This is a genomic window from Chitinophaga sp. Ak27, from assembly GCF_012726295.1.
Lineage (GTDB): Bacteria > Bacteroidota > Bacteroidia > Chitinophagales > Chitinophagaceae > Chitinophaga.
Genome location: NZ_JABAOB010000003.1, coordinates 101,097 through 123,217, shown reverse-complemented (window position 1 = coordinate 123,217; position 22,121 = coordinate 101,097). Strand labels below are relative to the sequence as shown.

The 22,121-nt window shown below is 44.8% G+C and carries 21 protein-coding genes and 1 tRNA gene; 7 read left to right on the top strand and 15 right to left on the bottom strand.

The genetic code is table 11. The features are described from left to right. Nucleotides 1-68: 68 nt before the first annotated feature. The 3 genes from HGH90_RS11970 to HGH90_RS11960 are packed head-to-tail and all read right to left on the bottom strand — an operon-like array spanning nucleotide 69 to nucleotide 1,864. Nucleotides 69-833 (bottom strand): ImmA/IrrE family metallo-endopeptidase, encoded by a 765-nt coding sequence (locus tag HGH90_RS11970; RefSeq protein WP_169191191.1) that lies wholly within the window; start codon nucleotides 831-833, stop codon nucleotides 69-71. Next, nucleotides 814-1,233 carry a hypothetical protein gene (locus HGH90_RS11965; RefSeq protein ID WP_169191190.1) on the bottom strand — a complete coding sequence of 140 codons (420 nt, stop codon included), beginning with the start codon at nucleotides 1,231-1,233 and terminating at the stop codon, nucleotides 814-816. Before HGH90_RS11965 ends, HGH90_RS11970 begins: the two co-directional genes overlap by 20 nt. Next, nucleotides 1,214-1,864 (bottom strand): hypothetical protein, encoded by a 651-nt coding sequence (locus HGH90_RS11960; protein WP_169191189.1) that lies wholly within the window; start codon nucleotides 1,862-1,864, stop codon nucleotides 1,214-1,216. The genes HGH90_RS11965 and HGH90_RS11960 overlap by 20 nt, the downstream gene beginning before the upstream one ends. A gap of 100 nt (nucleotides 1,865-1,964) precedes the next feature. Between HGH90_RS11960 and HGH90_RS11955 the strand changes: the two genes are divergently transcribed. Genes HGH90_RS11955 through HGH90_RS11945 form a run of 3 tightly spaced genes read left to right on the top strand, consistent with a single transcriptional unit; the run spans nucleotide 1,965 to nucleotide 4,684 of the window. After that, nucleotides 1,965-2,972 carry a CBASS cGAMP-activated phospholipase gene (locus tag HGH90_RS11955; protein ID WP_169191188.1) on the top strand — a complete coding sequence of 336 codons (1,008 nt, stop codon included), beginning with the start codon at nucleotides 1,965-1,967 and terminating at the stop codon, nucleotides 2,970-2,972. 4 nt (nucleotides 2,973-2,976) lie between these two features. Further along, nucleotides 2,977-4,035, top strand: a complete 1,059-nt coding sequence (locus tag HGH90_RS11950; RefSeq protein ID WP_169191187.1) for a cyclic GMP-AMP synthase DncV-like nucleotidyltransferase — start codon at nucleotides 2,977-2,979, stop codon at nucleotides 4,033-4,035. Further along, on the top strand, nucleotides 4,028-4,684 hold the full coding sequence (locus HGH90_RS11945) for an SEC-C domain-containing protein (RefSeq protein WP_169191186.1): 657 nt from the start codon (nucleotides 4,028-4,030) through the stop codon (nucleotides 4,682-4,684). Before HGH90_RS11950 ends, HGH90_RS11945 begins: the two co-directional genes overlap by 8 nt. Before the next feature lie 352 nt (nucleotides 4,685-5,036). Here HGH90_RS11945 and HGH90_RS11940 read toward each other — a convergent pair whose 3' ends face one another. Further along, nucleotides 5,037-7,271, bottom strand: a complete 2,235-nt coding sequence (locus HGH90_RS11940) for a hypothetical protein (protein ID WP_169191185.1) — start codon at nucleotides 7,269-7,271, stop codon at nucleotides 5,037-5,039. A gap of 59 nt (nucleotides 7,272-7,330) precedes the next feature. On the opposite strand from HGH90_RS11940, the gene HGH90_RS11935 reads away from it, so the two are divergent. Continuing rightward, nucleotides 7,331-7,597 (top strand): transposase, encoded by a 267-nt coding sequence (locus HGH90_RS11935; protein ID WP_211172625.1) that lies wholly within the window; start codon nucleotides 7,331-7,333, stop codon nucleotides 7,595-7,597. A 123-nt stretch (nucleotides 7,598-7,720) separates the two neighbouring features. On the opposite strand, the gene HGH90_RS11930 is transcribed toward HGH90_RS11935, so the two are convergent. Together HGH90_RS11930 and HGH90_RS11925 are read right to left on the bottom strand one after the other, a co-directional pair. After that, nucleotides 7,721-7,794 (bottom strand) — tRNA-Pro (locus HGH90_RS11930). An 88-nt stretch (nucleotides 7,795-7,882) separates the two neighbouring features. Continuing rightward, a complete protein-coding gene (locus HGH90_RS11925; protein ID WP_169191184.1) occupies nucleotides 7,883-8,761 on the bottom strand; it encodes an MBL fold metallo-hydrolase in 879 nt (292 codons plus the stop codon). Between the two features lie 138 nt (nucleotides 8,762-8,899). Here HGH90_RS11925 and HGH90_RS11920 point away from each other — a divergent pair, with 138 nt between their 5' ends. Further along, the gene (locus HGH90_RS11920; protein ID WP_169191183.1) at nucleotides 8,900-9,406 is read left to right on the top strand and encodes a GNAT family N-acetyltransferase; all 507 of its coding nucleotides are present in this window, start codon (nucleotides 8,900-8,902) and stop codon (nucleotides 9,404-9,406) included. 59 nt (nucleotides 9,407-9,465) lie between these two features. On the opposite strand, the gene HGH90_RS11915 is transcribed toward HGH90_RS11920, so the two are convergent. The 7 genes from HGH90_RS11915 to HGH90_RS11885 all read right to left on the bottom strand — a co-directional run bounded on the left by HGH90_RS11915 (nucleotide 9,466) and on the right by HGH90_RS11885 (nucleotide 18,608). Beyond that, on the bottom strand, nucleotides 9,466-10,446 hold the full coding sequence (locus tag HGH90_RS11915) for a terpene synthase family protein (RefSeq protein WP_169191182.1): 981 nt from the start codon (nucleotides 10,444-10,446) through the stop codon (nucleotides 9,466-9,468). A gap of 159 nt (nucleotides 10,447-10,605) precedes the next feature. Then, nucleotides 10,606-12,327, bottom strand: coding sequence for a hybrid sensor histidine kinase/response regulator (locus tag HGH90_RS11910; protein WP_169191181.1), 1,722 nt, complete (start codon nucleotides 12,325-12,327; stop codon nucleotides 10,606-10,608). Nucleotides 12,328-12,695: 368 nt separating this feature from the next. Next, nucleotides 12,696-14,051, bottom strand: coding sequence for a glycoside hydrolase family 27 protein (locus tag HGH90_RS11905; RefSeq protein WP_169191180.1), 1,356 nt, complete (start codon nucleotides 14,049-14,051; stop codon nucleotides 12,696-12,698). 132 nt (nucleotides 14,052-14,183) lie between these two features. Next, nucleotides 14,184-14,585, bottom strand: coding sequence for a hypothetical protein (locus tag HGH90_RS11900; protein ID WP_168766813.1), 402 nt, complete (start codon nucleotides 14,583-14,585; stop codon nucleotides 14,184-14,186). A gap of 37 nt (nucleotides 14,586-14,622) precedes the next feature. Further along, nucleotides 14,623-16,212, bottom strand: coding sequence for an MFS transporter (locus tag HGH90_RS11895; protein ID WP_168766812.1), 1,590 nt, complete (start codon nucleotides 16,210-16,212; stop codon nucleotides 14,623-14,625). Next, nucleotides 16,205-17,269, bottom strand: a complete 1,065-nt coding sequence (locus tag HGH90_RS11890) for an HlyD family secretion protein (RefSeq protein WP_168766811.1) — start codon at nucleotides 17,267-17,269, stop codon at nucleotides 16,205-16,207. The genes HGH90_RS11895 and HGH90_RS11890 overlap by 8 nt, the downstream gene beginning before the upstream one ends. 4 nt (nucleotides 17,270-17,273) lie before the next feature. Then, a complete protein-coding gene (locus tag HGH90_RS11885) occupies nucleotides 17,274-18,608 on the bottom strand; it encodes a TolC family protein (protein WP_169191179.1) in 1,335 nt (444 codons plus the stop codon). A gap of 132 nt (nucleotides 18,609-18,740) precedes the next feature. Here HGH90_RS11885 and HGH90_RS11880 point away from each other — a divergent pair, with 132 nt between their 5' ends. Next, nucleotides 18,741-19,526, top strand: coding sequence for an AraC family transcriptional regulator (locus HGH90_RS11880; RefSeq protein ID WP_169191178.1), 786 nt, complete (start codon nucleotides 18,741-18,743; stop codon nucleotides 19,524-19,526). Nucleotides 19,527-19,669: 143 nt separating this feature from the next. Here HGH90_RS11880 and HGH90_RS11875 read toward each other — a convergent pair whose 3' ends face one another. Further along, complete coding sequence (locus tag HGH90_RS11875; RefSeq protein ID WP_168766808.1) at nucleotides 19,670-20,380, bottom strand: MBL fold metallo-hydrolase; 711 nt, start codon at nucleotides 20,378-20,380, stop codon at nucleotides 19,670-19,672. Between the two features lie 65 nt (nucleotides 20,381-20,445). Further along, nucleotides 20,446-21,021 (bottom strand): Crp/Fnr family transcriptional regulator, encoded by a 576-nt coding sequence (locus HGH90_RS11870; RefSeq protein ID WP_168766807.1) that lies wholly within the window; start codon nucleotides 21,019-21,021, stop codon nucleotides 20,446-20,448. 204 nt (nucleotides 21,022-21,225) lie between these two features. On the opposite strand from HGH90_RS11870, the gene HGH90_RS11865 reads away from it, so the two are divergent. After that, the gene (locus tag HGH90_RS11865; RefSeq protein WP_169191177.1) at nucleotides 21,226-22,110 is read left to right on the top strand and encodes an NAD(P)H-binding protein; all 885 of its coding nucleotides are present in this window, start codon (nucleotides 21,226-21,228) and stop codon (nucleotides 22,108-22,110) included. The last annotated feature ends 11 nt before the right edge of the window (nucleotides 22,111-22,121 follow it).

Below are 22,121 nucleotides of genomic sequence, written 5' to 3'. Positions count from 1 at the left end.
TACAGACTTTAAAGGATTTCGGGGAGTTTGTAATCCATAATGGCGGGTTGTCACGATTGGGGGATTGCTTAAGGAGTCCATATACAGGTCACAAGGCTATTCTCCCCTACGGGAAAACATTGCTCCCAAAGCTTTCGGTGCGGTTCTCGCTGGGCAGTATAATCTTCAGGGAACCATTCAATAGCATCCACTTTCTCCGGCACAGGTTCCAATACCTGTCTGTAATAATGATCACCTGCTACAGTATATGATGGTAACCGAGTATCTAAACTTAGCCATTTATAAGGAAAATCATCTGAAGGTTGCTTCCACTTAATAACGCCATTCTCAACAAAAATGACCATAACCGGGTATTCACCATGTTCTCTATATCTTAGGAAGGTGGCAGTCTTCGAGGTACCGAAATAGGTAGCTACACTTTCAATCAGTTTTACACTAAGCTTTTCTTTACTTACTTTCTTCTTAAACAGTGCCTCTGGCATCAACAGTTCGGCTGCAAATTCATTCGCTTCCTTTTCTTGGGGGCCTTTGGCATACCACTCATTTAAGGTTTTCTTGTTGTCTGCAAAAAAAGAAAGTTGTCTGTGTAGGCGGGCATGTCCGATTTCGTGGGCAATCACGTAGTTAATCTTCGGCTGGTAGCTTATAGCAACATTTACGTTGATAATCCCCATGCTTCCATTCATAAGGATATGCCCATCGCTACCCTCCATTTCCTTACGCTGTATCATCAAACCACATGCATAAGCCATTTCTTCTACAGTGAGATCCCCAGGGGCCGACCACCCCAATTCCTCTAGTAGCAGTTGTGCCTCACGACTGGGATGGCTCATCAGATTGGAAGTTATTAAGCTTGTCTTTTAATATACTAAATAAGTGTAATAGTTCTTGATCCTCAGCTATAGAGTCCTTATCTTTTTCAGTAAGTTGTTCAAATCTGTTAAATAATGGATACAGTTGCTGCGCTTCCCGCTGTGAAAGCATTTGTTTTAATTTATCAAACCCGAACTCCTTTAAGCGCTGCACCTCCGCAACAAGATTACTATATACAGACTTCTGTTGTACTGCCCGTAATTTTGCAGTGCGCAGCTTTATTTGCCGTAAATGCTTGGCAATAAACGGATCCTGCTTGTAGCTATTCCCTTCCCAAATATCCTCATCAGGCTCATGAAAGTTCATGTCCAGCAACAGGCCGTATAGATGATTTAATATATCAACGTTTGACTTTTGCATAGTAATCCGATTCAAAATAAGGAGAAGACTGAATTTTTTTGATAAAAACTTCGCGTAGTTTATACAACTGCTTAGGCGTCTTTTCCATAATAGCAGCAATTTCGGCTGGCTTCATACCTTCTTTAATGCAGTCCCAGAATACCTCACAATTAGTGTCCCCCTTGATTAATTCCTCTATTTCCCGAATTTTCTGATCCATGATCAGTTGGTCCATGTCATTGAACCCCACCGGTAGTTCTTCCTGCTGATAAAAGTAAGTTTCCAGGTCATCAAAAGCTCCTTCATATATTACCTGAGCCTCATTGTTCTTCTGCTGAACTTTAAACTTTTGAACTTCAGTATCAATTACACTGCCAGCGATCCGGCAAAGCTGCTGAGAAAGAGAGTATTCGTCCTTCCACTGCCAAGAACCACTTAGAACAGCATCATATGCGTACTCGACATAGTAATCGATAGCATCCTCTCCCAGCCTGGTAGTCGAATGAGCCCCGAAATGTGTTCTTTTGCTCAGACGGATACTAATCTCCCTCCGGCATTTCTCAATAGCAGCGGCCCACGCTGCATCTGTATTTTGCAAACCATCGAGCTTGCGATGGTTCCATTCAAAGTATTGTCCAGTTTCTACATCCATTATAACCGAAAAATTTTCTTTTTCCCCTGCGGGGTAATTTCAGTCGGCGACGGTTAAGTAATAATAAAGGGCAAAGGCTCCTACAGCTAATATAATAAAAATGACACAATTATTGACAAGTGAAGACTATAAGCCGTTTAAAATACTGTGTATTGATGGTGGCGGGATAAAAGGGCTTTATTCAGCAACCGTGCTGGAACATCTGGAACAGCGGTTTGGCCTATGTGGAGAGTATTTTGATATGATCTGCGGTACTTCTACAGGTGGGCTGATCGCCTTGGGACTGGCTCTTGGGAAACCGTCAAAAGAAATCAGCAGGCTCTACATGGAGGAAGGAAGCAAGATATTCCCACGCAGCATTGTTCCTTTTGTCGCTCGTATTCGTCAGGCTTTATGGGGTGGGAAATACTCTGACAAACGGTTAAGGAAGATATTAGAAACGTTTTTCCAAGAAAAGAAGGTCGGCGACCTTAATAACCTGATCTGCATTCCATCTTATTCTGTTACTGATGCGCGCCCCTGGGTTTTTAAACGTGACCACGGACTACTGGATCGGGATAACGGTACTACCCTGGTCGACGTTGCATTAGCCACGTCAGCGGCACCAACATTTTTTCCGCTATGCGAGATTCCAGGATACGATCATAAGCAGTTTATTGACGGCGGCGTCTGGGCCAACAACCCAACGCTTATAGGGATTATAGAAGCCCTAACCTACTTCGTGGGTAAAGACAAGTCATTTAATGCGTTAGAGGTGTTGTCTATTAGTAGCCTCAATAATACAGGCGGCAAATCAGTTGGGCTTTCCAGGCACCGTTCCTTCATGCGCTGGGGGGCCGATTTGTTCGATATTTCACTAAACGGGCAAAGTGCCTTTACAGATTATTTCCTTCAAAAGTTATGCGGGATGAACGATATAAAGGTGAAGTATGTGCGTATCCCCTCGGAAATGGTGTCGTCTGAGCAACAGCACCTGGTAAAACTGGATTGCGCCAAAACAAACGCTATCCGCTTTATTCGAGGCAAAGGAAATGACAGGGGTACAATAGCAAAAAAGGATCCGGCAATCACTGACTTTTTTAAAACCAGAAAACTTTACAACATATAACATTATGGCACATTTACACGAAACATTTAAACAGTATAACCACATTATTCGACTGTCAGATGGAAAAAGGGATGAGTTAATCCGCTCGCGCAATGAACTTCGGGCACGCATTGCCAGCCGCCACAAACAACTCCAAAATACCGTACAGAATCTGTATGAAGACCTTGAGTTCCAAAGCCAGGGTTCCTTTGAGATGGACACGATTATTGCACCAGAAAACGATGATTATGATCTTGATGATGGTGTATACTTCATCGGCACTTTACCTGCCAGCCAAAGGCCGTCACCCGCTTTCTTTCACAAGGCGGTTATCAATGCAATTGGTGACTACGACGCTTCTAAAGAAGTGATCGATAAAGATACCTGCGTGCGTGTGATAAAAAAGGAGGGGTTTCATATCGATCTTCCCATTTACTATGCAGGAAATAAGGAATGCCCTGACCTGGCTGTAAAGTCCAAAGGTTGGATCCTGAGTAATCCGATTGAGTTCATTGCCTGGTTCGAAGAAAAAGCACAGTCAGGGTTTAAGAAAGGTTTCCTCTACGAGGCTAAACTATTTTCAGACTATCAGAGGTGGTTGGGTGATGTACGTAAAAAAGATGTTCAGATTCGACGTATTGTACGATACCTCAAAGCCTGGGGAGACTTAAGAAGAGAGGAGATGCCTTGTGGGCTGATTATGACGATCCTTGTTGCCAACCACTATTATCCGCACGACAGGGACGATGTTTCGCTGAAGGAAACCCTTGTTTTAATTGAAAGCGCTCTGCGTAAGGACTTCAAATGCTTGCGGCCAACATCCCCTCAGGGAGAGGATCTGCTTGCAAATTACAAAAACAAAGAGGCATTCATGCGTTACCTGCAATTTTTTATTGATAATGCTAAAAAAGCGTTGGCAGAAGATAATCCCACCATCGCCTGCGATCACTGGCAGAAAAGCCTTGGCAAGCGTTTTAGATGCCACGAAGTTCCTTTAAGTAAAGATGCTCCGTATAGCAAGCCAAGTAGTAGTCTTGCCGCCGGTGCAATAACCTCTAAACCATATAGCAGAACAAATGAGTGAGGGTTATTTGCATTTTCTGGAACAGGTAGACGATGCTATTGTTTGTTTCCCTACACTTCACAAAAAAGAAGTGGAAGATCGCATTATATTAGTGGGAAGTCTACCCATCATTGATCGGGAGGGGAAACAGTGGGATGAGTATGAGGTCGCGATTCATGCAACAGATTCGTTCCCCTACCGTTTTCCTGACCTTTACGAAACTGGAGGTAAGATTCCGCGCATTGGCGACTGGCACATTAACGAAGATACATTTACCTGTTGTATTACTGTACCTCCGGAAGAGGTTTTACGTTGTCTGAAGGGCATTGATCTTTGTACTTACATTGGTGAACAGGTAATGCCTTACTTGTTTAATCAAACACACCGGCGTGTGGAAGGTTATTATGTAAACGGGGAATACTCCCACGGCGTCAAAGGGTTGCTGGAATATTACAGCCAGTTGTTAAAAACAGGTAACGATGCCAATGCCACCCAAAGTTTAATGATGTATATCGCCGCGAACGATATGCCATTGCGAAATGCCCAGTGTTTTTGCGGGAGCAGTTTGAAATACCGGCACTGCCACAGAGAGGCTTACAAACAGCTTAAGCTGTTAGATATCGAAATGTTGCAACAACATGCTTGGCTAATCTGGAAAGCTTATTGCTAATTGATACCGTTGTAGGTAGATACTGCGACAAGCAAGGTATTGAGGTTATTTCTACGTCATTCCAACAAAGCTCTCAACCGGCCAACCTGGAAACTTTCGTGCCATTTTTTCGTGCAAAAAAAGGCCTATCGCCTCAATTATTGCTATTTATCTGTTGGGACAGGTCTATTTCGATGGATACTACGTATTCTGCCAAAGAATCCTACGGGAGAACGTATGATAAACCTTGTCCCCTGGTGATTAATGAAATGAGTTTTGATTCCCTTAGCTTGGGCGAAAACGGCGGCAACGGAAAATGATTGCGCCACCACCGAGATTTGGTGGAGGCGCAGGTATATAATGTAAAGTACGGTTACTTTAGGGCATCGACACCGTTCATACGCAACTGCACAAAATCGGTAATAGGCAATGGCACTTGTGCAGCTTTGAGGATAGGCAATGGTATTGGTTCGGCAGTTATCAACATCGAGTGTACCGAATAAGAGCCATCCAGCTTCAGATACGCCGCGACCTTATTGTAATTTGCTTGCAACCAGTTATTACGCTCTACATGCATTCCGATTTTAGCTTTTGCTTCTTTGCCTGGGCGACCAAGATATTGGTCCGCCTCGGTCTTCATTTCATAAATACTGCGAGCACCATAAATTGCCTTACATTCGAGAGCATAGACTATCTTCCCTTTATGGTCGATTACCAGCAGATCTACATCGCCGTAATTTTTTTCGGCATCCAGGTGCTTTCCACGATCAATCTTAACCTCGTGATTGATCACCTCAAACTGCGTATTGCCCTTAAACCAGTCTCGCACCATGTTACGAAATTCCTTACCGCGTTCTTCGGCCATTGCACCCAAGTAAGTCTTCATGGCCGCACTGCTGGCCGCCAGTTTACCTACTCCAATCAGCATGTAGTAGTTACCTACAACATCAAGCAAGTGACGATAACCGTACATATAGGTGAGAGCACCGCCATTTTTGATACGAACCAACGGCCTTCGCAGGTGCGACAAGGCACGGTTATATCTCCAAGTGGCGATATCATTAAAAGTGTAAGGCGCGACAGGTGTTCCCAAAGCTGGCCGCTGTTGGAGAGTCAGGAGAACTAATGCGTCTTTTATCTTCGCCTCAGACAGCTCAGGTAAATCCTTTACCAAACGTGCCACCAATTCGTTTTCTTCAATAACAACACAGGGCATCCCCTCCACAAATCCAATATTCATCAATGCGCCTATTAGCTGCGCCTTCTCGGTGAATGTGATCCCATATTCGGCTTCAAAAGCGGCATCTAACTTTTTTACCTCGTCGGTAGGAGCTGACATCCTACCACGCGGACGGGGCAGATAGATCCGATCGAAGTTTTCCTGGAACTTAAAAAGTTCGGCTTCTGTTTTTAAGTGTCGGTATTTATCAAAAAAATCACGTTCCATGGTTTTATCGGCACCGATTCTTCCAGAGGGCAACAGGCCCATTTCCGGATCGTTCAAACCCAGGCGAAGCGTATCGCCGACCGTCCCCCAGTCATTGATCATATCCATAAGGGCGAGGAGATAATCTACCTTATCCATGTTGGGACGCTTTGTTCCGAATGGTGGGTTGCTGGCCACATACTCAATCAGTGTACGATAGGCAAATGCAGTTGGTACCAGTTGTTTTCCCTTCTTTTTCATTTTCTCCAATTCCTGCTGAAAGTCAGAGAAACAGGCAATGCGTGCCGGCAAATACAATTCCTGAAATTCTCTCTCCTGAACCAACTTTTCGTGACGGGCAATCAGGTATTGAAGCAGTTCCTGGCCATCATACTGCGCGATTTCAGTGGCGATCTGGCTGTTGAGCGCATTAACGATGTCGGTTGTTAGTTGTATTTTTTCAGCTACAGTGGCAATTGTTTTGGGGATTATGTATTTGTCGCCAAGCCACCCTACCAAACTCTCCAGCACTGCAGATATGTCTGCATCCTGTAGATAGCGGGACGAAACCAGGTTGCGCGGATCTATCTGAACATTATGAGAAGCATCATTGTAAAGGATCATTTTAGCCTGAGTTGGCACCATGATATTTTCCACCACATCTGTGATTTGTTGTGCTGTCGATACATCAACCGCTTGTTGCCTCCTGGGTAATTGATTCATAGCATGCAACACTGATGCCATCAACGCCTTATCGGCGCGATTATCGCTAAAGCCTGTCAACGCCAGCAATCCCGGCGGCACATGGAGCCTCACCCCGCACGCCGTGGGGGTACAGACGATGCGGGTGTCGGTTTGATCTACCTTCGTTGCGTCAATAGTATCCAAGTCAGCAACTGCGGGATCAACGTGTACTTCAATATCGATAACCGGAAGATCAATGCCATCCAACCATTCATGCATCACAGGCTCCATTTTCATCAGCCAAAACAGTACGGCTTCACAGACGTGATAGGCCCAAATGCCAAGCCCTGTTTCGCTACGCTGATCACTGAAAGACCAGATAGGCGCACTATACATCTCTAATACCAGGGAGAAGTGATGCTGACTATCCTGATCGATATAAATCGGACCATACTCCCGGTAACGGTTGACACTAGCGGCTTCTACCTGGTTTTGCACGAACTTAGGTATACAGTGTTCATCCCTGTATTGCTTAACCTCCTGCTGAAAATCGTTTGATGAGCCAACTGCCACTACTATGGCACCTCCGCGTCCGGCAGCTTCATCGCTACAATGACGTCGAAGAAGCAGGACTGTTATCTTTTAAAACCGTGGCCAGGACTATAAAGATCCACTATCTGGGTATCCTCAACTTTTTTAACAACAGAGCTACCAACGCTGCTGCTGAATCATTTAATGCGAAGATAAAGTCCTTTAGAAACGCTCTCAGAGGTGTACGGGACGTCGAATTTTTTCTCTATAGATTAACTAAACTCTATGCTTAAAAATTTACCTAATCCCCCAAGTTTTCAACTTGATCCCTTGATCCCCAATTGTAAGCCTGAACGGCATTACGGGTGGGGGTAAAAAAGAACAGGATGGTATAAATACCATCCTGTCCAATTGTGTCGGGGCGGCAGGATTCGAACCTGCGACCTCCTGCTCCCAAAGCAGGCGCGATACCGGGCTACGCTACGCCCCGTTCCGACATTTCCACCACTTATGTGGTGAAGCGGGATGCAAATGTAGGGAATTATATTCCACAAAAACAAATTTTTCTGCAACTGTCTTTATTTATTAAGAGGCGTACCGGAAAGTATATCCTTTACCGTTACACCCGGTAACAGGCGGTATACGGGGATATTGATAGCATACTTATCACAGAGGTCCCGGATGCTACGGTCTATCAGCGTGGCATCATAGCGGGAAGAGAAATGCCCCAGTACCAGTTGCTGTATCTGAATGCCGCTTACCATTTCCATCACTTCTTCGAGTTTACTGTGTTTATTTTTATGCGGTACCATTTTCACATCGCCTTCGCTAGCCAGGAAGGTGGCTTCATGGATTAATATACCGGATTGATCCCAGCGGAGAAGATCTGTTACCGGGGTGTCGCCGGAGTAGCCAAGTAAACAGCTACGTACTTCCATGGTGGTATTTTCCTTTCCCCTGCTTAGGATAATTTGTTTTAACTCGGCAGCGGGCAATGTTGCCAGTTCGGGGCGTACTTTTTGTTTTACCTGCATTACCTTATAACTAAGGCTGCGGATGGTTTGCGAATCTGTGGTTACGTGCTCATTCCTGATGGGTATTACCACCAGGTCGTCTTTTACCCATATTTCTTCGCCAGGTGCTACTGCCCGCCATTGGGCGCCATTGATATGTGGATCAAACCGTTTGGAAAATTCTTCCATGGCCGGGAATGATTTGCTGTCGCGGGGATAACAAATCACCGGGAAGCCCTGCCGGGCATTGAGTTGGTTCAATTGAAGCAAGCCGGTAAGATGATCTCTGTCGGCATGCGATATAAATACATAGTTGATCTTCCTGCTCTTTTGTAATAATGCTGCTGTTAACCCATCGCCTGCATCCATCAAAATACTCCACTCTTCCAGCAGGTACCAGGTGGAAAATAAAGCGGTAGAATAACCTGATATCGTTAGTTTCATCCTTTGAAGATAATACATTTCACAAAACCGCATCCAATAAGGAATATATAAAATCTGATCTGGTGAAAATAAACAAAACTGAATCTGTTTTATTAAAGGAAGATAATTGAATTTTACAGCCGAAATAATCATCGGAGCATGAAAATTACCAACAGTACCCCGGAAGACATCAGCCTGATATTTAGTTTGTATGATGCAGGCACACTTTTACAGAAAAAGGTGGCACAGAAGCAGTGGCTGGGATTTGAACCGGCGCTGATAGAAAAGGAAATCAATGAAAAGCGGCTGTGGAAAATAGTGGAAGCGGACCAATTAGTCTGCGTGTTTTCTATTGCCTTTAACGATCCGGCTATCTGGAAAGAAAAAGACAGCGATCCGGCTATCTATATCCACCGCATTGCGACGCATCCCGATTACCACGGCAACGGCTATGTGAAACATATCGTGGCCTGGTGCAGGGAGTATGCTATCCAACACCAGAAGCAATTTATAAGGATGGATACCGGTAGCGGCAATGATAAGCTGAACAACTACTACGTAAGCTGTGGTTTTAACTATCTTGGCGTTATTGCTCCCGACGATTCCCCGGAGCTGCCGGCGCATTACAAAAACGGCACTTCCAGCCTGTTTGAGATACAGTTGTAAAATATATCCGGGACCAGCCGCCTGGCCCCGGACCATTCTAATCTGGTAACGGCAAGGGCTTACAGGCTGCTCCCTGCAACTGCTTTGAAGGTATCCTCCTCCGGAAATCCTCCTTTCTGATAACGCTTGGTATCGATAGCATACCAGTCTTTTTGTCCCTGAATCATAACGCCCAGGTACCAGGCAAATTTTTTCACGCCATTGGTATAATGGCCGAAATCCGGAACATCCGACTGCAACCTGACAATCTCCCTGACGTCGTTGTCGTGGAAACTCATAGCGGCATCATTAGCAGCTTCGATCGACAATTTAAATTCATGTTGTAAGACCAACACCAGGTTTAGCGGCTCCCGGTCAATGTCTTTTTCAATGGAATAAAAGTCATTGCACCAGGCAAATACCCGCGCTGTGAGGCGATACAGCTCCTTCATATAGGCATGGTTCATCACTTCTTCAGGCAAATCGAGGCCCAATTGCAGGATAATCAAATCAAGGAAGGCATGCACCCCTATGGTCAGTTCCCGCAGCCGGATAAATTCTTCCAGCCTTGGGAAGTGCTTCACCAGCTTAAATGGCACCTCCAGCTGCATGCTGCCAATGTAGTTATCCACATTGTCGATGTAACGTTGCATCCAATACGGCGGTAAAAGTACGTTTAGCCGGTCCCGTATGTCGGCCAACAGCGGGAAGAAGTCGTGCTCTCCCGGCTCGGGATCACTGCCTTTCAATACGGTTACTACTCTTTTTTGCAGCGACTGCAGCTGTTCAGTAGTACAATGTTCATAATAATCATCAAAAACGGTTCCCCACAACATGAACATAGCAGCGGGTTTCAGATGGTCGTAGGTAGGCATATCGGGCAAACACCTCGCCGTGATATAGCCGAAATTAGATAGCTTGTACTTCATCTGCATCTTCAGGGGCAGAAATCCGTAATCCCGGTCAATCCACATGTCTGTTTGGGCCTTGACCTTTTCTGCATAAGTACTCATAAGCGACGGAAATGGGTATTCCGGCTTTGGCAAAGCTGTGATTTTCATAATTAAACAGGTTGATATTTAAAAAAAAGACTTCTGCCGGGCTGAAGGTAATAGGATCATTTACTGTTGCATTTCTCCTTAACAAATATAATACAGGAGCAACACCCGTTGGGGGGAACGGAAACAGAAGGGATAAATGGGAAGCGAAAGTGTGCTCCCCTAGCCAAAATAGGAGGAGAGCAGATTAGATAAAGCCTTTAACTCTATTGGCTTGGTAATATAACCGGCAGCGCCTGAATCAAGCATTTGACGGGATAAGTCTTCTGAGTTGTCGCCGCTAACAACCACTACAGGCACTTCCCGCAGGAGGGGGTCAGATTTTAAGATATGTAATAATTCCAGGCCGTTACAGTCGGGCAGCTGGATATCCAGTAATATCAGGTCGGGCACCTGTTCCCTGGCCTGGAGCATTCCCTCTTTACCAGTAGCGGCAAAGCGGATGGGAGCGCAGCCTAAACGCTTCAAATGCATATTGGCAATCATCTGGCTCATGGGGTTGTCTTCCACTACCAGCACGGACTTGTTAGGGAAGCGGCTGATAGCTTCCCCCGGCATAACTGTTTCTGCTACCTGCCGCATCTCGGGCACGGTAACCGGTATACGTAGGGTAAAGGTAGTGCCGGTACCGGGTGCGCTTTCCACCTGTATAGTTCCTCCTAATGTATCCGTCAACTGTTTCACAATGGTCAACCCAATGCCCGTACCTTCGATCAGGTCGTTGCGCTCCGATACAAATGGGGAGTCGAACAGGTTCTTTAACTTCTCCGGAGAAATTCCTTTTCCCCGATCCGCGATTTTTAGCTGTAACCTGGCCTCCCCGACACCGGCCTCCAGGCGGATGTCGGCACCATTGGGAGAAAATTTGATGGCGTTGGCCAACAGGTTGGAAATGATCCTGGTTAATTTCACCCGGTCGGAAACGATGATTGCCGGCGTTTGAGCAGCTATTTTTAGTGAGATATTGATCTGCTTGGCACCTGCCAGCTCATTGTACATTTCCGTAATCTCCCCTAGCCAGGAATGAACCGCTATCTCTGAGACTTCAATTTTATCGTAGTTGCCCGCTTCTATTTTTGAGAATAGCAACACATTTCCCACCACGTCAATAATAGACCTGGTAGCCGCATACATAGTACGTATATGCCCCGGGCTTACTTCTACCGACGGCTGGTCGGGCTTTTCGGCTTGTGGCAGATAATGCTGCAGTATGCCGTAAATCACATTCAGCGGATTGTTGATATCGTGGTTGGTTTCCCGGAGAAACAGGCTTTTATAGTGACTGGCATGTTTCAGCGCCGTTGTTTGCTGATCATTTTGCGTTACATAAAACAATACAATAATCACATTCAGCAACAGGATCACTACCATGGCCAGCCACCGGATCAGGTGCTGTTGCAACCCCGTGAAGAGAATAGGTTGTACGATGTTGGTAAAATCATTGAACTCTAATATAACCAGGCAGAGGAAAGCCACTATAATACCGGTGATACGCAGGGCTCTTCTCTTAAATACAAACAGGGTAACACTTACCAGGCAAAGCGTCAGCAACTGGATAGGCGCCCGCTGGCTAAACATCATCCCGAAATATACCGCTGCGAGATTTTGAGTAGCAATCATTACGCTGGCAGCGAGCGTATGCCGGTGGTAATAGTTTAGCAGTAACACGATGGCAAATAGCGTGGCTTCTATCATGGCCGGGATAAAGATCTTCAGTTCCCCAGACCAAAAATACAGAACAGGGCCAATGGTGATAGCAAAACCGCCTGTTACCAGGGCCAATGTATTTACCAGCTGTACCACTTTCCGTTCTTCATTGGAAAGCATCTGATCCCGGGTGCCGAGCGCCGCCAGTTGTTTAAATACATGCAGGCCTGCCATCATGATAAATACAGTGGTTATTTGTAGCGTTGAGCATATGTTTAGGTAACAGTAACAAACACATATCTGTGCTTATTGCAGTATAAAAATACCAAATATATTCCGATCCCCTTCGATTAAGTATGCCGGGAACACGTTAAATAAAATGGAAAATATTGCGGCAACGAACAAAAATGATCGCAACCAGTATATATACAGGGCTTTTTATAGCAGGGCCGTTATCGGTTGCTCTAAATGGTTGCGGCAGCCAGAAGGCGGAAAGGGAGGTACTGGTGAGCAAAGAAAAGGTACGGCTGTTTAAACAGTGGCTGGATAAGTAAATGGGAAAAACCGCCTTACCCCTGGGTTCAAAGGGTAAGACGGTGCTGGTATTATTTATGTTTTTCTTCAATGCTGTATAAGCCGGCGCCATGGCTGGCAATTACCGGTGAAAAAGTGCCGGAAAAGCTACCCACCTTTTTACCTGACCACAGATTGGTGATGATGCAGTTTCCCTTAATGCCCAATTCTGCCAGGTTTACCGCTACCGAAGAAGCCGGGGTAACCGGATGATCCGCTGTATTAAACACTGCCAGGTATTTCCTGCCTGTAGCCGGATCTTCCGCCGTCCAGGCAGCTTTATCATCTTCCGTGAAAAGCGGGCGGTTATTAGTGCTGGCATTTAACACTTTCAAGACGTTTTTATTAGTGAGCAGGGATAATGTAAAAGGATCGTTATCCGGAAGGTTACCACCAAACATTAAGGGCGATTTAAAGATAGTCCATAATGTCATGAGGGTATATTGCTCGTCTTTTGTAAATGCACTCATGCGCGGATGTCCGCGCTCCGCACGGATACCAATACGGCCCAGGGGCAACATATCGCCGTCGGGATAAGCGCCCGGAGCCCTCCATTTATTCCAGCGTTCAAACACCTGGAAGTGTTCTTTCAGTTGTTTCCAGTTATCCCAAAAGTCGCCTACGGTTCTCCACATATTGGCATACTGCTGTACATGGGCGGCATGATTCACTGGCGTTTCTCCCGGAGAAGTGCTAAACACAATCTTCCGGCCGGTGCGGTCGATGGCTTTCCGGATCATTTCTATTTCGCCGGCAAAGTAAATTGGGGAAGAAAGATCATCTACTTTTACAAAGTCGAGTCCCCATTCCGCATACATATCAAAAAGCGAATTATAGTAGGCCTGGGCGCCTTCCTTCTCCGGCAATATGGTATACATATCATGCAACCAAAGGCACTGCCCTTCTTTGGAATAGATATCGGCCGCGCGGGCGGTGCTACCTTTGATAGGCAAGTTTTCTTTTACTGCTTTCACCGGTATTCCTCTCATGATATGGATACCAAATTTCAGCCCCTTACTATGGATGTAATCAGCCAGGGGCTTAAATCCCTGGCCATTCTTTGCAGACGGAAAACGGTTTACTGCCGGCACAAATCTCCCATACTGATCTATATTATAGGCGGGATCTGTTTCATTATACCCATGCGCTTTATCATTGCCAACATACCACCTGATATCTACCACCACATATTGCCATCCAGATGATTTTAAATATCTGGCCATATAATCGGTATTCGCCTTTACCTCTGCTTCTGTTACCGTGGGACCATAGCAATCCCAGCTATTCCAACCCATGGGAGGGCCCGGTGCCCATTGATGAAAATCCTGGCTTCGCACCGTTTGCGCAAACAGGGTGACAATGATCAAAAATGCTGCTACTCTCCTCATGGTATTAATGTTGTGTTGACTGACATGGAATTTATACAGGAGCCGGGTAGCTCCCGCGGGTCGAAAATAATAAATCCAAATTAATAATTGTCATTTTAACACTTTAATTAAAAAAAATGGACAAGGCAGCACCTATTGCCAGCTACCCATCATAGAAACACTCAGGCTATCATTCTTTACCTCCATATCTATGGGAAAAATGATCTTATACTCATCCATATTTACTTTGCAGGTACCGATGTACCCTGTGGAGTCGCCCCATAATTGAACCTGGTAGCCTTTCCGGTATAAGTTCATGGGCAACGTCGGGTAAACCTTGAAGGTAGCCGGCAGCGTAAGGTCGCTGGGATAAAAGGTGGTATGCGCCAGGGAATCCATCGAGTTATTTTCAAAAACCTTCAGGTAAAGCTTTTGAACCGGGAGGTTGGCCCGCCGGTAGTCATTGAGCCGTATCGTTTTCAGGCTGAAAGTTTTATTCTCCTTAGAACAGGCTGATAATAATATTACCAAAAATAAGATAAGGTGTTTCTTCATTTCATTCATAATTTCCATAAGATAAATCACTATCACACTATGCCGGCGTGAGTTTCCGCGATCTCAAATAAGCGGTGGTCCGGTTGAGATAAGGGAAAATCGCTATCAACAGCAACGTTCCAACAATCAGCCAGGACATCATTTCATAATAATCCATGGCAAAGCGAAGCTGGCCCTGTCCGTTTATACTGCGGACCAACAGCTTATGAGATGCCCTGGCGGCCTGACCATGCGACATCCCTTTGGCCATTAGCCGGGTGGTTTGTTTCTTAAGAAATAATCTTACGGCGGGATCAATCCGGGTAAGGTGATCCTGGAAAGCGTTGTAATGCCGGCTTCTTTCAAACAGTTCAAAGTAGTTGATGATACCAATACTCACACAAAACCCCAGGTACCGAATAGCCAGGCAAATCGCTGCTGCCGATGCTCCCAGGGAAACCGGCACCGCGGAAACAGCATATACAATGGTAGGCACCATGATCAGTCCTACACCCAGTCCCTGGATAAAAAGGGGAATGAAATAATTATACTCGTTTGCCTGCACATCAAACAGGAAAAACATGCTAACATGGAAGATCAGTAACAGCAAAAATCCTGGCAGCCATATATAACGTATCCGTTTTTTTTGCAGGATTATAGCACAGGCAATAACTACGCCCACTACCAACCCGGAGAGATTGAGCAGGTTGATGTAAGAAACGTGCATGGGATCGAAACCTAATACCGTTGCAAAAAAACTATTGGTAATTCCCGACGCAAAACGGCAGATATACATGACAAACAATACCAACAACCCAATCTTAAAATTACGAAACCTGAATATCCGGAGATCGGTATAAGGACGCTTCATGGCTTTTTGCCGCAACAAGTACACGGCGGTAAGGCCTACAATCGCCAACACACTGTATCGTATGCGGAGGTCTTCCAACCAGTAGTATTCCTGGCCATAAATCAGGATATAACCAATCAGGCAAAGTACAGTGCTATACATGGCAAAGCTTTGCCAGTCAAGCTTATATAAAGGAAAACGGACATTAAGACGTACATTGTTCATGACCATCAGTAACAACACCAGGCAAGGCAGATAAGAAAACAATGCACCCTTATAAACGATATTGAAATTATACGAATCGATCAGGTCGGCGGTAACGAAGTTATTGAACGGCATGGCACAAAGGAGTAAGCCAAAGAAGACAGAGAAGCTTACTTCCCTGGCGCGCTCGGTATGAAGCCGGGTAAACATCAGCGCCAGCGAGAGGTTGACCGTGCTGGAGAACAACATTCCCTGTATAAACCTTATGGGAAACAGGATATACACTTCGTGCGTATAATAGCAGATAAGGCTCGTCAGCATCTGCAAAAATGTAAAAAGGATAAAGTATTCCCTGGTAGCCAGGTAGGCAAAGAAACGGCGTTCGAGGATATAAAATCCGACGTAGCCGGCATAAAAAAGGGCTACAGCAAATTGTATATCCGCTGGTTCGCTGCCGTAATAGCCTGCTGCCGCATTAATATTTGCCAGCGGCAGGAAGAACAGCACGATGCTCGGCAGCAGCAGCGAGAATAAAATCACCTTTATCAGCCATTCCGGTGCCCAATCTCTGAAAATGGGAATAGGCTTAGCCATGATGCTGCGCTTTAGGTATATAAACATTCACATTCATACCTACTTTCAATACATCAATGTCTTTTCTTGCTCCGTCGATGCGAATACGTACCGGTACCCGCTGTACGATCTTAACATAGTTACCCGTAGAGTTATCGGGTGGCAACAGCGAGAAGCTGGAGCCCGTGGCCGGAGAAAGGGAGATGATAGTTCCCCTGAATGTACGCCCGGGATAAGCATCTGCCACCACTTTCACCGAGTCGCCGATGTGCATATGCGCTACCTGGGTTTCTTTATAGTTGGCTATCACCCATTTATCTGTTTCATTATTGACGATATAGGCCAGTGTTTCACCGGCATCGATCATTTGTCCGACTTCCACGGTGCGGCGGCCCATCCGGCCATCATAAGAAGCGGTAATGGTTGTATAAGTTACATCCAGTTTATGCCTGTCCAGCAATGCTTTTAAACGGGCAATTTCTGCCTGTACTACCGCTTTTTCTGCGTGAATATCGGCAATGCGCGAGGTGGCAGCCTCATAGTTGTCCTGGGCCGACTTGTGATCGCTTTTGTTAACATCCAGGGTGGCCTGCATGGCTTCTATTTGTTGCTGCGTGGCCGATTCTTCGTTGTATAGTTGCTTATACCGATCGTAATCCAATTGTTGTTTCCAAACTTTGGCGCCGGTGGCTGTAATCTGCGACTGTGAAGCAGCGGCCGTTTTTTCCAGTGTATGGATATTACTCTCGAGTACTTTTAGTTGCGCCTCCGCTTTTTGGATAGCAGCTTCTGTTTGTTCCTGTTGCAGAATATATTCCCGGTTGTCGATGACCAGCAGCGTATCACCTTTTTTTACCGGCTGGTTTTCCTCGAATTTCACCGCTACAATGAAGCCCCCTGCCCTTGAAATAATGGGGTTGACATATTCTTCTACCTGTGCATCGTTGGTTTGCTCGTAGATATAATAGCCCCAGAGCGTATTAACGCCCCAGGCAGCCAATGCAATAACAACAAGGCCAGCAAGCCATCCGGTGATCCTTGTTATCAACCTGTCGGTAACGGTATATTTCTTTTTCATGGTATTAAAGAGTGCCTGTAATATTTTGAAGTAAATAGTATTTGTTTTGCGCCATAATACGGGCTGCTGCCAGTTCGAAGCGGGTTTGTATCACCTGTACATTGGCGTCGAGCAGATCTGTGATCAGAGAGGTTCCCCTGAAATAGGTATTCTTAATAATACGGGCATTCTCTTCTGCCTGCGCAACGTTTGTTTCCGCTACCTGTATTTGTACCAGGGCTTCTTTGTAGCGCAAAAACGCTTCTTTTACCTGTTGCCGCAGCTTATCTTCTGTATCCTTGTGCAGCTCTTCTTCTTTTTCTAATTCCAGCTTTGCGGCCCTTACCTTATGGACATTGTGGTAAAGGGCTGAAAGGGGAAAGGAACCTTTTAAACCGGCAACGCCCAGCGAATACCAGTAAGGGTTATAGGGATAAAGGAATATTTGTGGATTGGCGTAATAAAATTCCCCGTACATACCTAGCTTTGGGCGGATATTCGCCTTTACCTGCATTAAGTGTATTTTGCTTCGCTCGGTCTCTTGCTCCGAGATATGATAGGGAAAAGAGTGCTGAAATGCTTCCGCCAGGTATTGTTCATAGTCGGTATGCCCATCCCATTGGGCACTGATATCGGCTGGTAATATCATTCTTTCATCTGGCTCGCCGATGATGATATTTAGTTTCTGCGTGGCAATCAGGATATCATTCTCAATAGTTACCAGCGCCATTTTTCTTTTAGACAGGTCTAGCTCTGCACGAAGTACGTCGCTCTTCAGCACCGTACCATGGCTATGAAATGCTTTAATTTCTTTGAGCTGTTTCTCCTGGTCGGCAATATCCTCTGTGATAAGCTTTCTGAATATAAGTGATTTCTGGAGGTCCAGGTATAGCGTAGCTGTCTTATAACGGATATCGGAAATAGCCTGATCTTGTTGTATAAGGCTGATCTGATGTAGTGTTTTGTCCTCCTCAATTTTCAGGTTGAGCTTATTACCATTATAAAGGTTCAGGTAAAAATCCGCACCGGCCCGGTACAGGGTGTGGATCACTTCATGCTGTGTTGGTTTTGAAAACAGACCATTTTCATATATCGGGATATTGCCGGCCTTTTCAACACTCCCTTTAACACCCACTTCTGGGAAGCGTTCCATTTTAGCATCCTTTATTTCTTCGCCTGATATGCCGGTAGCTTTCTTTTTGATTACTACAAGGCGGCTGTAGTTCTCGGCTTTCCTCCAGGCTTCTGGCAGGGAAATTTTCAATGTATCACTACTAGCGGCCGGTGCTTGTCCGTAAGATGAAAGGGCACAACCCACCAATAGTAAACCGAACAAAAATCTTTTTTTTCCTGGTTCCATAATCTAGGGCGCAAAATTATCTAATGAGGACATGACAATTTTCTCTGAAATAGACAATATTTTCATCATTTCGGCCAATCCAATTTACTTGACCTTATCAAATACGTTATTTTGCAGCTTTAAAACTGCATTATGGGGTTAATAGCAGCTTTACCGGAAATAGATAAAAAGCGGAATTCGGTTTTTGTTATGCATGAAAAATCGGAAAAGCTCATTCCAGTCCACAAGCATACCAAAGGACAACTAAGTTATGTAGAGGGAGGCATTGCCTACATTACTGTAGATGCACATACTTACGTGGTGCCAGCCCGTCATTACTTCTGGATTCCCCAGGGAATGACCCATATTATCCGGATAGGACATTCTGCTACGGTATTCCGGTCTCTTTATTTTTACGTCCATGACGATACTGCCAGCCCCTTTTACAGTAAGCTGGGCATATATCCTGCCAGTGAGCTACTGATCCAGATGGTTAACTATACCGAAAGATGGGATGGCAGGCATGTAACTGAAAAAGACGAAAACTTCGAGTTCCTGGTAGCCTTAAAAAATCTTCTTCCAAAAGAAAACAACAGAGCCCTGCCTATAGTGATTCCTATCACCGACGATGAAAATGTACAGCGGATCATCCGGTATCTGGAAAAAAATATGAACGAAAAGCTGACACTAAAAAGCGTTAGCCACCGCTTTAATATGAGCGAACGCTCCATGTCGCGCCTGTTTCAGTCCAGCTTGCACATGTCGTTTCTGCAGTTCCTAAAAACGATCCGTATGATCAAAGCAATTGAGATGATCCTGAAAACGAAGAAGCCCATTGGCGATATTGCTGCGGCAGTAGGGTACATGGCTATCAGTTCTTTCAGCGATGCCTTCCGGGAATTTACCGACGCGCGGCCAACAGATTTCAGGAAAAGTTAAAAAAGATAACGTCAAGTTTCATTTCCTTTACGGTATGGCTGAGGCCTTTTGCGACCGACTAATTTCGCAGGATTTCGCCAAAGCTATTTTCGAGATGCGCTCATAAGACAATAGAAAGAACCGCATTAGCTACCTTTGTACGATTACAGAAACCTGGCTGAATAGTACATTAGATTATCTCTTGATACGGGGCCCCCGTGCCCCAAATAAAATTTATCTGCCTTTTCAACCAGCACTTTTTCAATACTTCTTTTTAAAGTTGGGAAGTCGTCATGAAAAGGCGGGTGTTTCATTCTTGCGTAAAGCATCATGCCTCCCAGCAAAATACCGGAAGAAGCCAGGTCCATTATAATGGCATTCCCATCCGCAAGTATAATGGAGAGGGAACCTGGTGTATGTCCGGGGGTATGAATAACTTTACCATTTACACCCCATTCATGAAGGTCATAACTGCAATCACCTTCCAGGATGATGTCTGGTTCACATGGTATGGCTTTATCTCTGATGAGTTTCCGTTTTAGTATGTTCCAATATCGTTTATTCGGCTTTAGCGTTTCTGCCATACTTTTACCTGTTCTCAGTGCAACGGCATCCAATTCATGCGTTAACACCGGAACGCTTAATTTCTGCTTAAGTGCTGCAGCGCTGCCAAAATGATCAATATGCCCATGGGTAATAATAATTAAACCAATATCTTTTTTATCAATCCCATGAGATTTGAGCTGTGATAAGATCTTATCTTCACTTCCCGGAACGCCCGAATCTACAAGAATATGTTTTTCCGTCCCCCTTATTACAAAAGAATTTATCATTCCCAATGGAAAAATGGATAGTTGTATTACGCTTTTCATCATTTTCATTTTTTATAATCAAACGATGCAAAGGTCTTGGGAACGCATTAAAATCTACTTGATAAATGTTAAGAAATCACTTGCCTGCGAATACGGCTTAAAGATGCCGGCTTTATTCCGATGTAGGAGGCGATATATTGAAGCGGCACATTCCGGATAACTTCCGGCTGCGTGGAAACTAGTTTTAAATAACGCCTTTCTGCTGGTAGCGTGAGTATATCCTTCATTCGCTGTTCATTAAACGTCAGGGCTTCTTCATAAATCTTTTTACAAAACTTCGTCCACTTTTCACTTTGCTGATAAAGTGCATCAAGATGCTTTTTCGATATTCTTAAAAGTTCACATGAAGTAATGCTTTGTACATTATCCTGTGCGGGGGTTGCAGTAATAAAGCTATTGAAAGAAGTAAGGAAATTAAGTTGACTATTAATATGCGTTGTTATTTCTTCCCCATTTTCAAGATGATATACCCTTACAAAACCTGAATTGATAAAATAGAGATGGTTAGCAATTTTATGCTCTCTTTCTAACACTACATTTTTAGTAACCGTAACTGGTTCAAAATAAGTTTCAATAAGATCAATATCGAAACTATCGATGGGAACATTTCTTTCAATAAACCTGATTAATTGTTCATGCTTCATTTCAGATGGTTGATTAAGCTATGCTGGTCTTTTAAAATAAGGGCCGGAGAGAAAGTAATTCACTGCATTACTGCTGAGTAAAGTTACAATAATCAGGTCATAATATATATCCTGCCTTACCCTTATTTTTGGCTACGACAATCATAGATTTGGCTAAACATGCATGAATTTGCCGCCGGATATTTGTGTTACTAAATTAATAGTATGAAAATTATAGTAACAGGTTCATTGGGCAATATCAGCAAGCCCCTGGCACAGGAACTGGTAGCGAAAGGTCATGATGTTACCATCATCAGCAGTAAAGCCGACAAACAACATGCAATAACAACTTTAGGTGCAAGGCCCGCCATTGGATCGGTGGAAGACGTATCGTTTCTAAAAACCACCTTCGCAGGCGCAGATGCACTTTATGCTATGACGCCACCTAACTTCGGCGCTACGGATATGATCGGTTATTACCGGAATGTTGCCAATGCTTATGCAGAGGCTGCAAAGCCAGCAGGCCTCCAACGCATTGTTTACCTCAGCAGTTACGGTGCACACCTTGAAAAAGGCACCGGCATTATCAGAGGTTCCTACTATGCTGAACAAGTTTTGAATGAGCTGAAAGGCATTACCGTTAGCTATCTTCGCCCGGGTTACTTTTATTATAACTTATATAACTTTTTGGGGATGATAAAAGCGCAGGGGATTATCGGCGCCAACTTTGGCGGCGATGACAAACTGATAATGGTTTCTCCACTGGATATTGCGTTAGCTGCTGCCGAGGAGCTGACAGCCGCTAACCCTGGAAGCAACGTACGCTATATAGCCAGTGATGAACGTACCTGCAATGAGGTAGCCGGACTGATTGGCGAAGCCATTGGTAAGCCAGACCTTCAATGGCTAACATTTACTGATGAGCAAGTAAAGAACAATATGCTGGAGCATGGCATGCCGCCGGCTATTGCCGATTTGTTGGTTGAACTAGGCGCTGGTATTCACACAGGTTTATTAGGCGAAGACTATGAAAAGCACAAACCTATACCTGGCAAGGTAAAATTGCAGGAGTTTATCAAAGAATTTGCTGCAGCATATAACCACAATTAAGTACATTAGAT

Excerpts from the sequence above, each read along its gene's own strand:
- HGH90_RS11880 (WP_169191178.1), top strand. The coding sequence starts at position 18,741 with ATGGGGTTAATAGCAGCTTTACCGGAAATAGATAAAAAGCGGAATTCG.
- HGH90_RS11890 (WP_168766811.1), bottom strand. The coding sequence starts at position 17,269 with ATGAAAAAGAAATATACCGTTACCGACAGGTTGATAACAAGGATCACC.
- HGH90_RS11910 (WP_169191181.1), bottom strand. The coding sequence starts at position 12,327 with ATGATGGCAGGCCTGCATGTATTTAAACAACTGGCGGCGCTCGGCACC.
- HGH90_RS11870 (WP_168766807.1), bottom strand. The coding sequence starts at position 21,021 with ATGAAGCATGAACAATTAATCAGGTTTATTGAAAGAAATGTTCCCATC.
- HGH90_RS11920 (WP_169191183.1), top strand. The coding sequence starts at position 8,900 with ATGAAAATTACCAACAGTACCCCGGAAGACATCAGCCTGATATTTAGT.
- HGH90_RS11895 (WP_168766812.1), bottom strand. The coding sequence starts at position 16,212 with ATGGCTAAGCCTATTCCCATTTTCAGAGATTGGGCACCGGAATGGCTG.
- HGH90_RS11875 (WP_168766808.1), bottom strand. The coding sequence starts at position 20,380 with ATGATGAAAAGCGTAATACAACTATCCATTTTTCCATTGGGAATGATA.
- HGH90_RS11960 (WP_169191189.1), bottom strand. The coding sequence starts at position 1,864 with ATGGATGTAGAAACTGGACAATACTTTGAATGGAACCATCGCAAGCTC.
- HGH90_RS11900 (WP_168766813.1), bottom strand. The coding sequence starts at position 14,585 with ATGAAGAAACACCTTATCTTATTTTTGGTAATATTATTATCAGCCTGT.
- HGH90_RS11885 (WP_169191179.1), bottom strand. The coding sequence starts at position 18,608 with ATGGAACCAGGAAAAAAAAGATTTTTGTTCGGTTTACTATTGGTGGGT.
- HGH90_RS11945 (WP_169191186.1), top strand. The coding sequence starts at position 4,028 with ATGAGTGAGGGTTATTTGCATTTTCTGGAACAGGTAGACGATGCTATT.
- HGH90_RS11925 (WP_169191184.1), bottom strand. The coding sequence starts at position 8,761 with ATGAAACTAACGATATCAGGTTATTCTACCGCTTTATTTTCCACCTGG.
- HGH90_RS11865 (WP_169191177.1), top strand. The coding sequence starts at position 21,226 with ATGAAAATTATAGTAACAGGTTCATTGGGCAATATCAGCAAGCCCCTG.
- HGH90_RS11950 (WP_169191187.1), top strand. The coding sequence starts at position 2,977 with ATGGCACATTTACACGAAACATTTAAACAGTATAACCACATTATTCGA.
- HGH90_RS11935 (WP_211172625.1), top strand. The coding sequence starts at position 7,331 with ATGAGCCAACTGCCACTACTATGGCACCTCCGCGTCCGGCAGCTTCAT.
- HGH90_RS11905 (WP_169191180.1), bottom strand. The coding sequence starts at position 14,051 with ATGAGGAGAGTAGCAGCATTTTTGATCATTGTCACCCTGTTTGCGCAA.
- HGH90_RS11965 (WP_169191190.1), bottom strand. The coding sequence starts at position 1,233 with ATGCAAAAGTCAAACGTTGATATATTAAATCATCTATACGGCCTGTTG.
- HGH90_RS11970 (WP_169191191.1), bottom strand. The coding sequence starts at position 833 with ATGAGCCATCCCAGTCGTGAGGCACAACTGCTACTAGAGGAATTGGGG.
- HGH90_RS11955 (WP_169191188.1), top strand. The coding sequence starts at position 1,965 with ATGACACAATTATTGACAAGTGAAGACTATAAGCCGTTTAAAATACTG.
- HGH90_RS11915 (WP_169191182.1), bottom strand. The coding sequence starts at position 10,446 with ATGAAAATCACAGCTTTGCCAAAGCCGGAATACCCATTTCCGTCGCTT.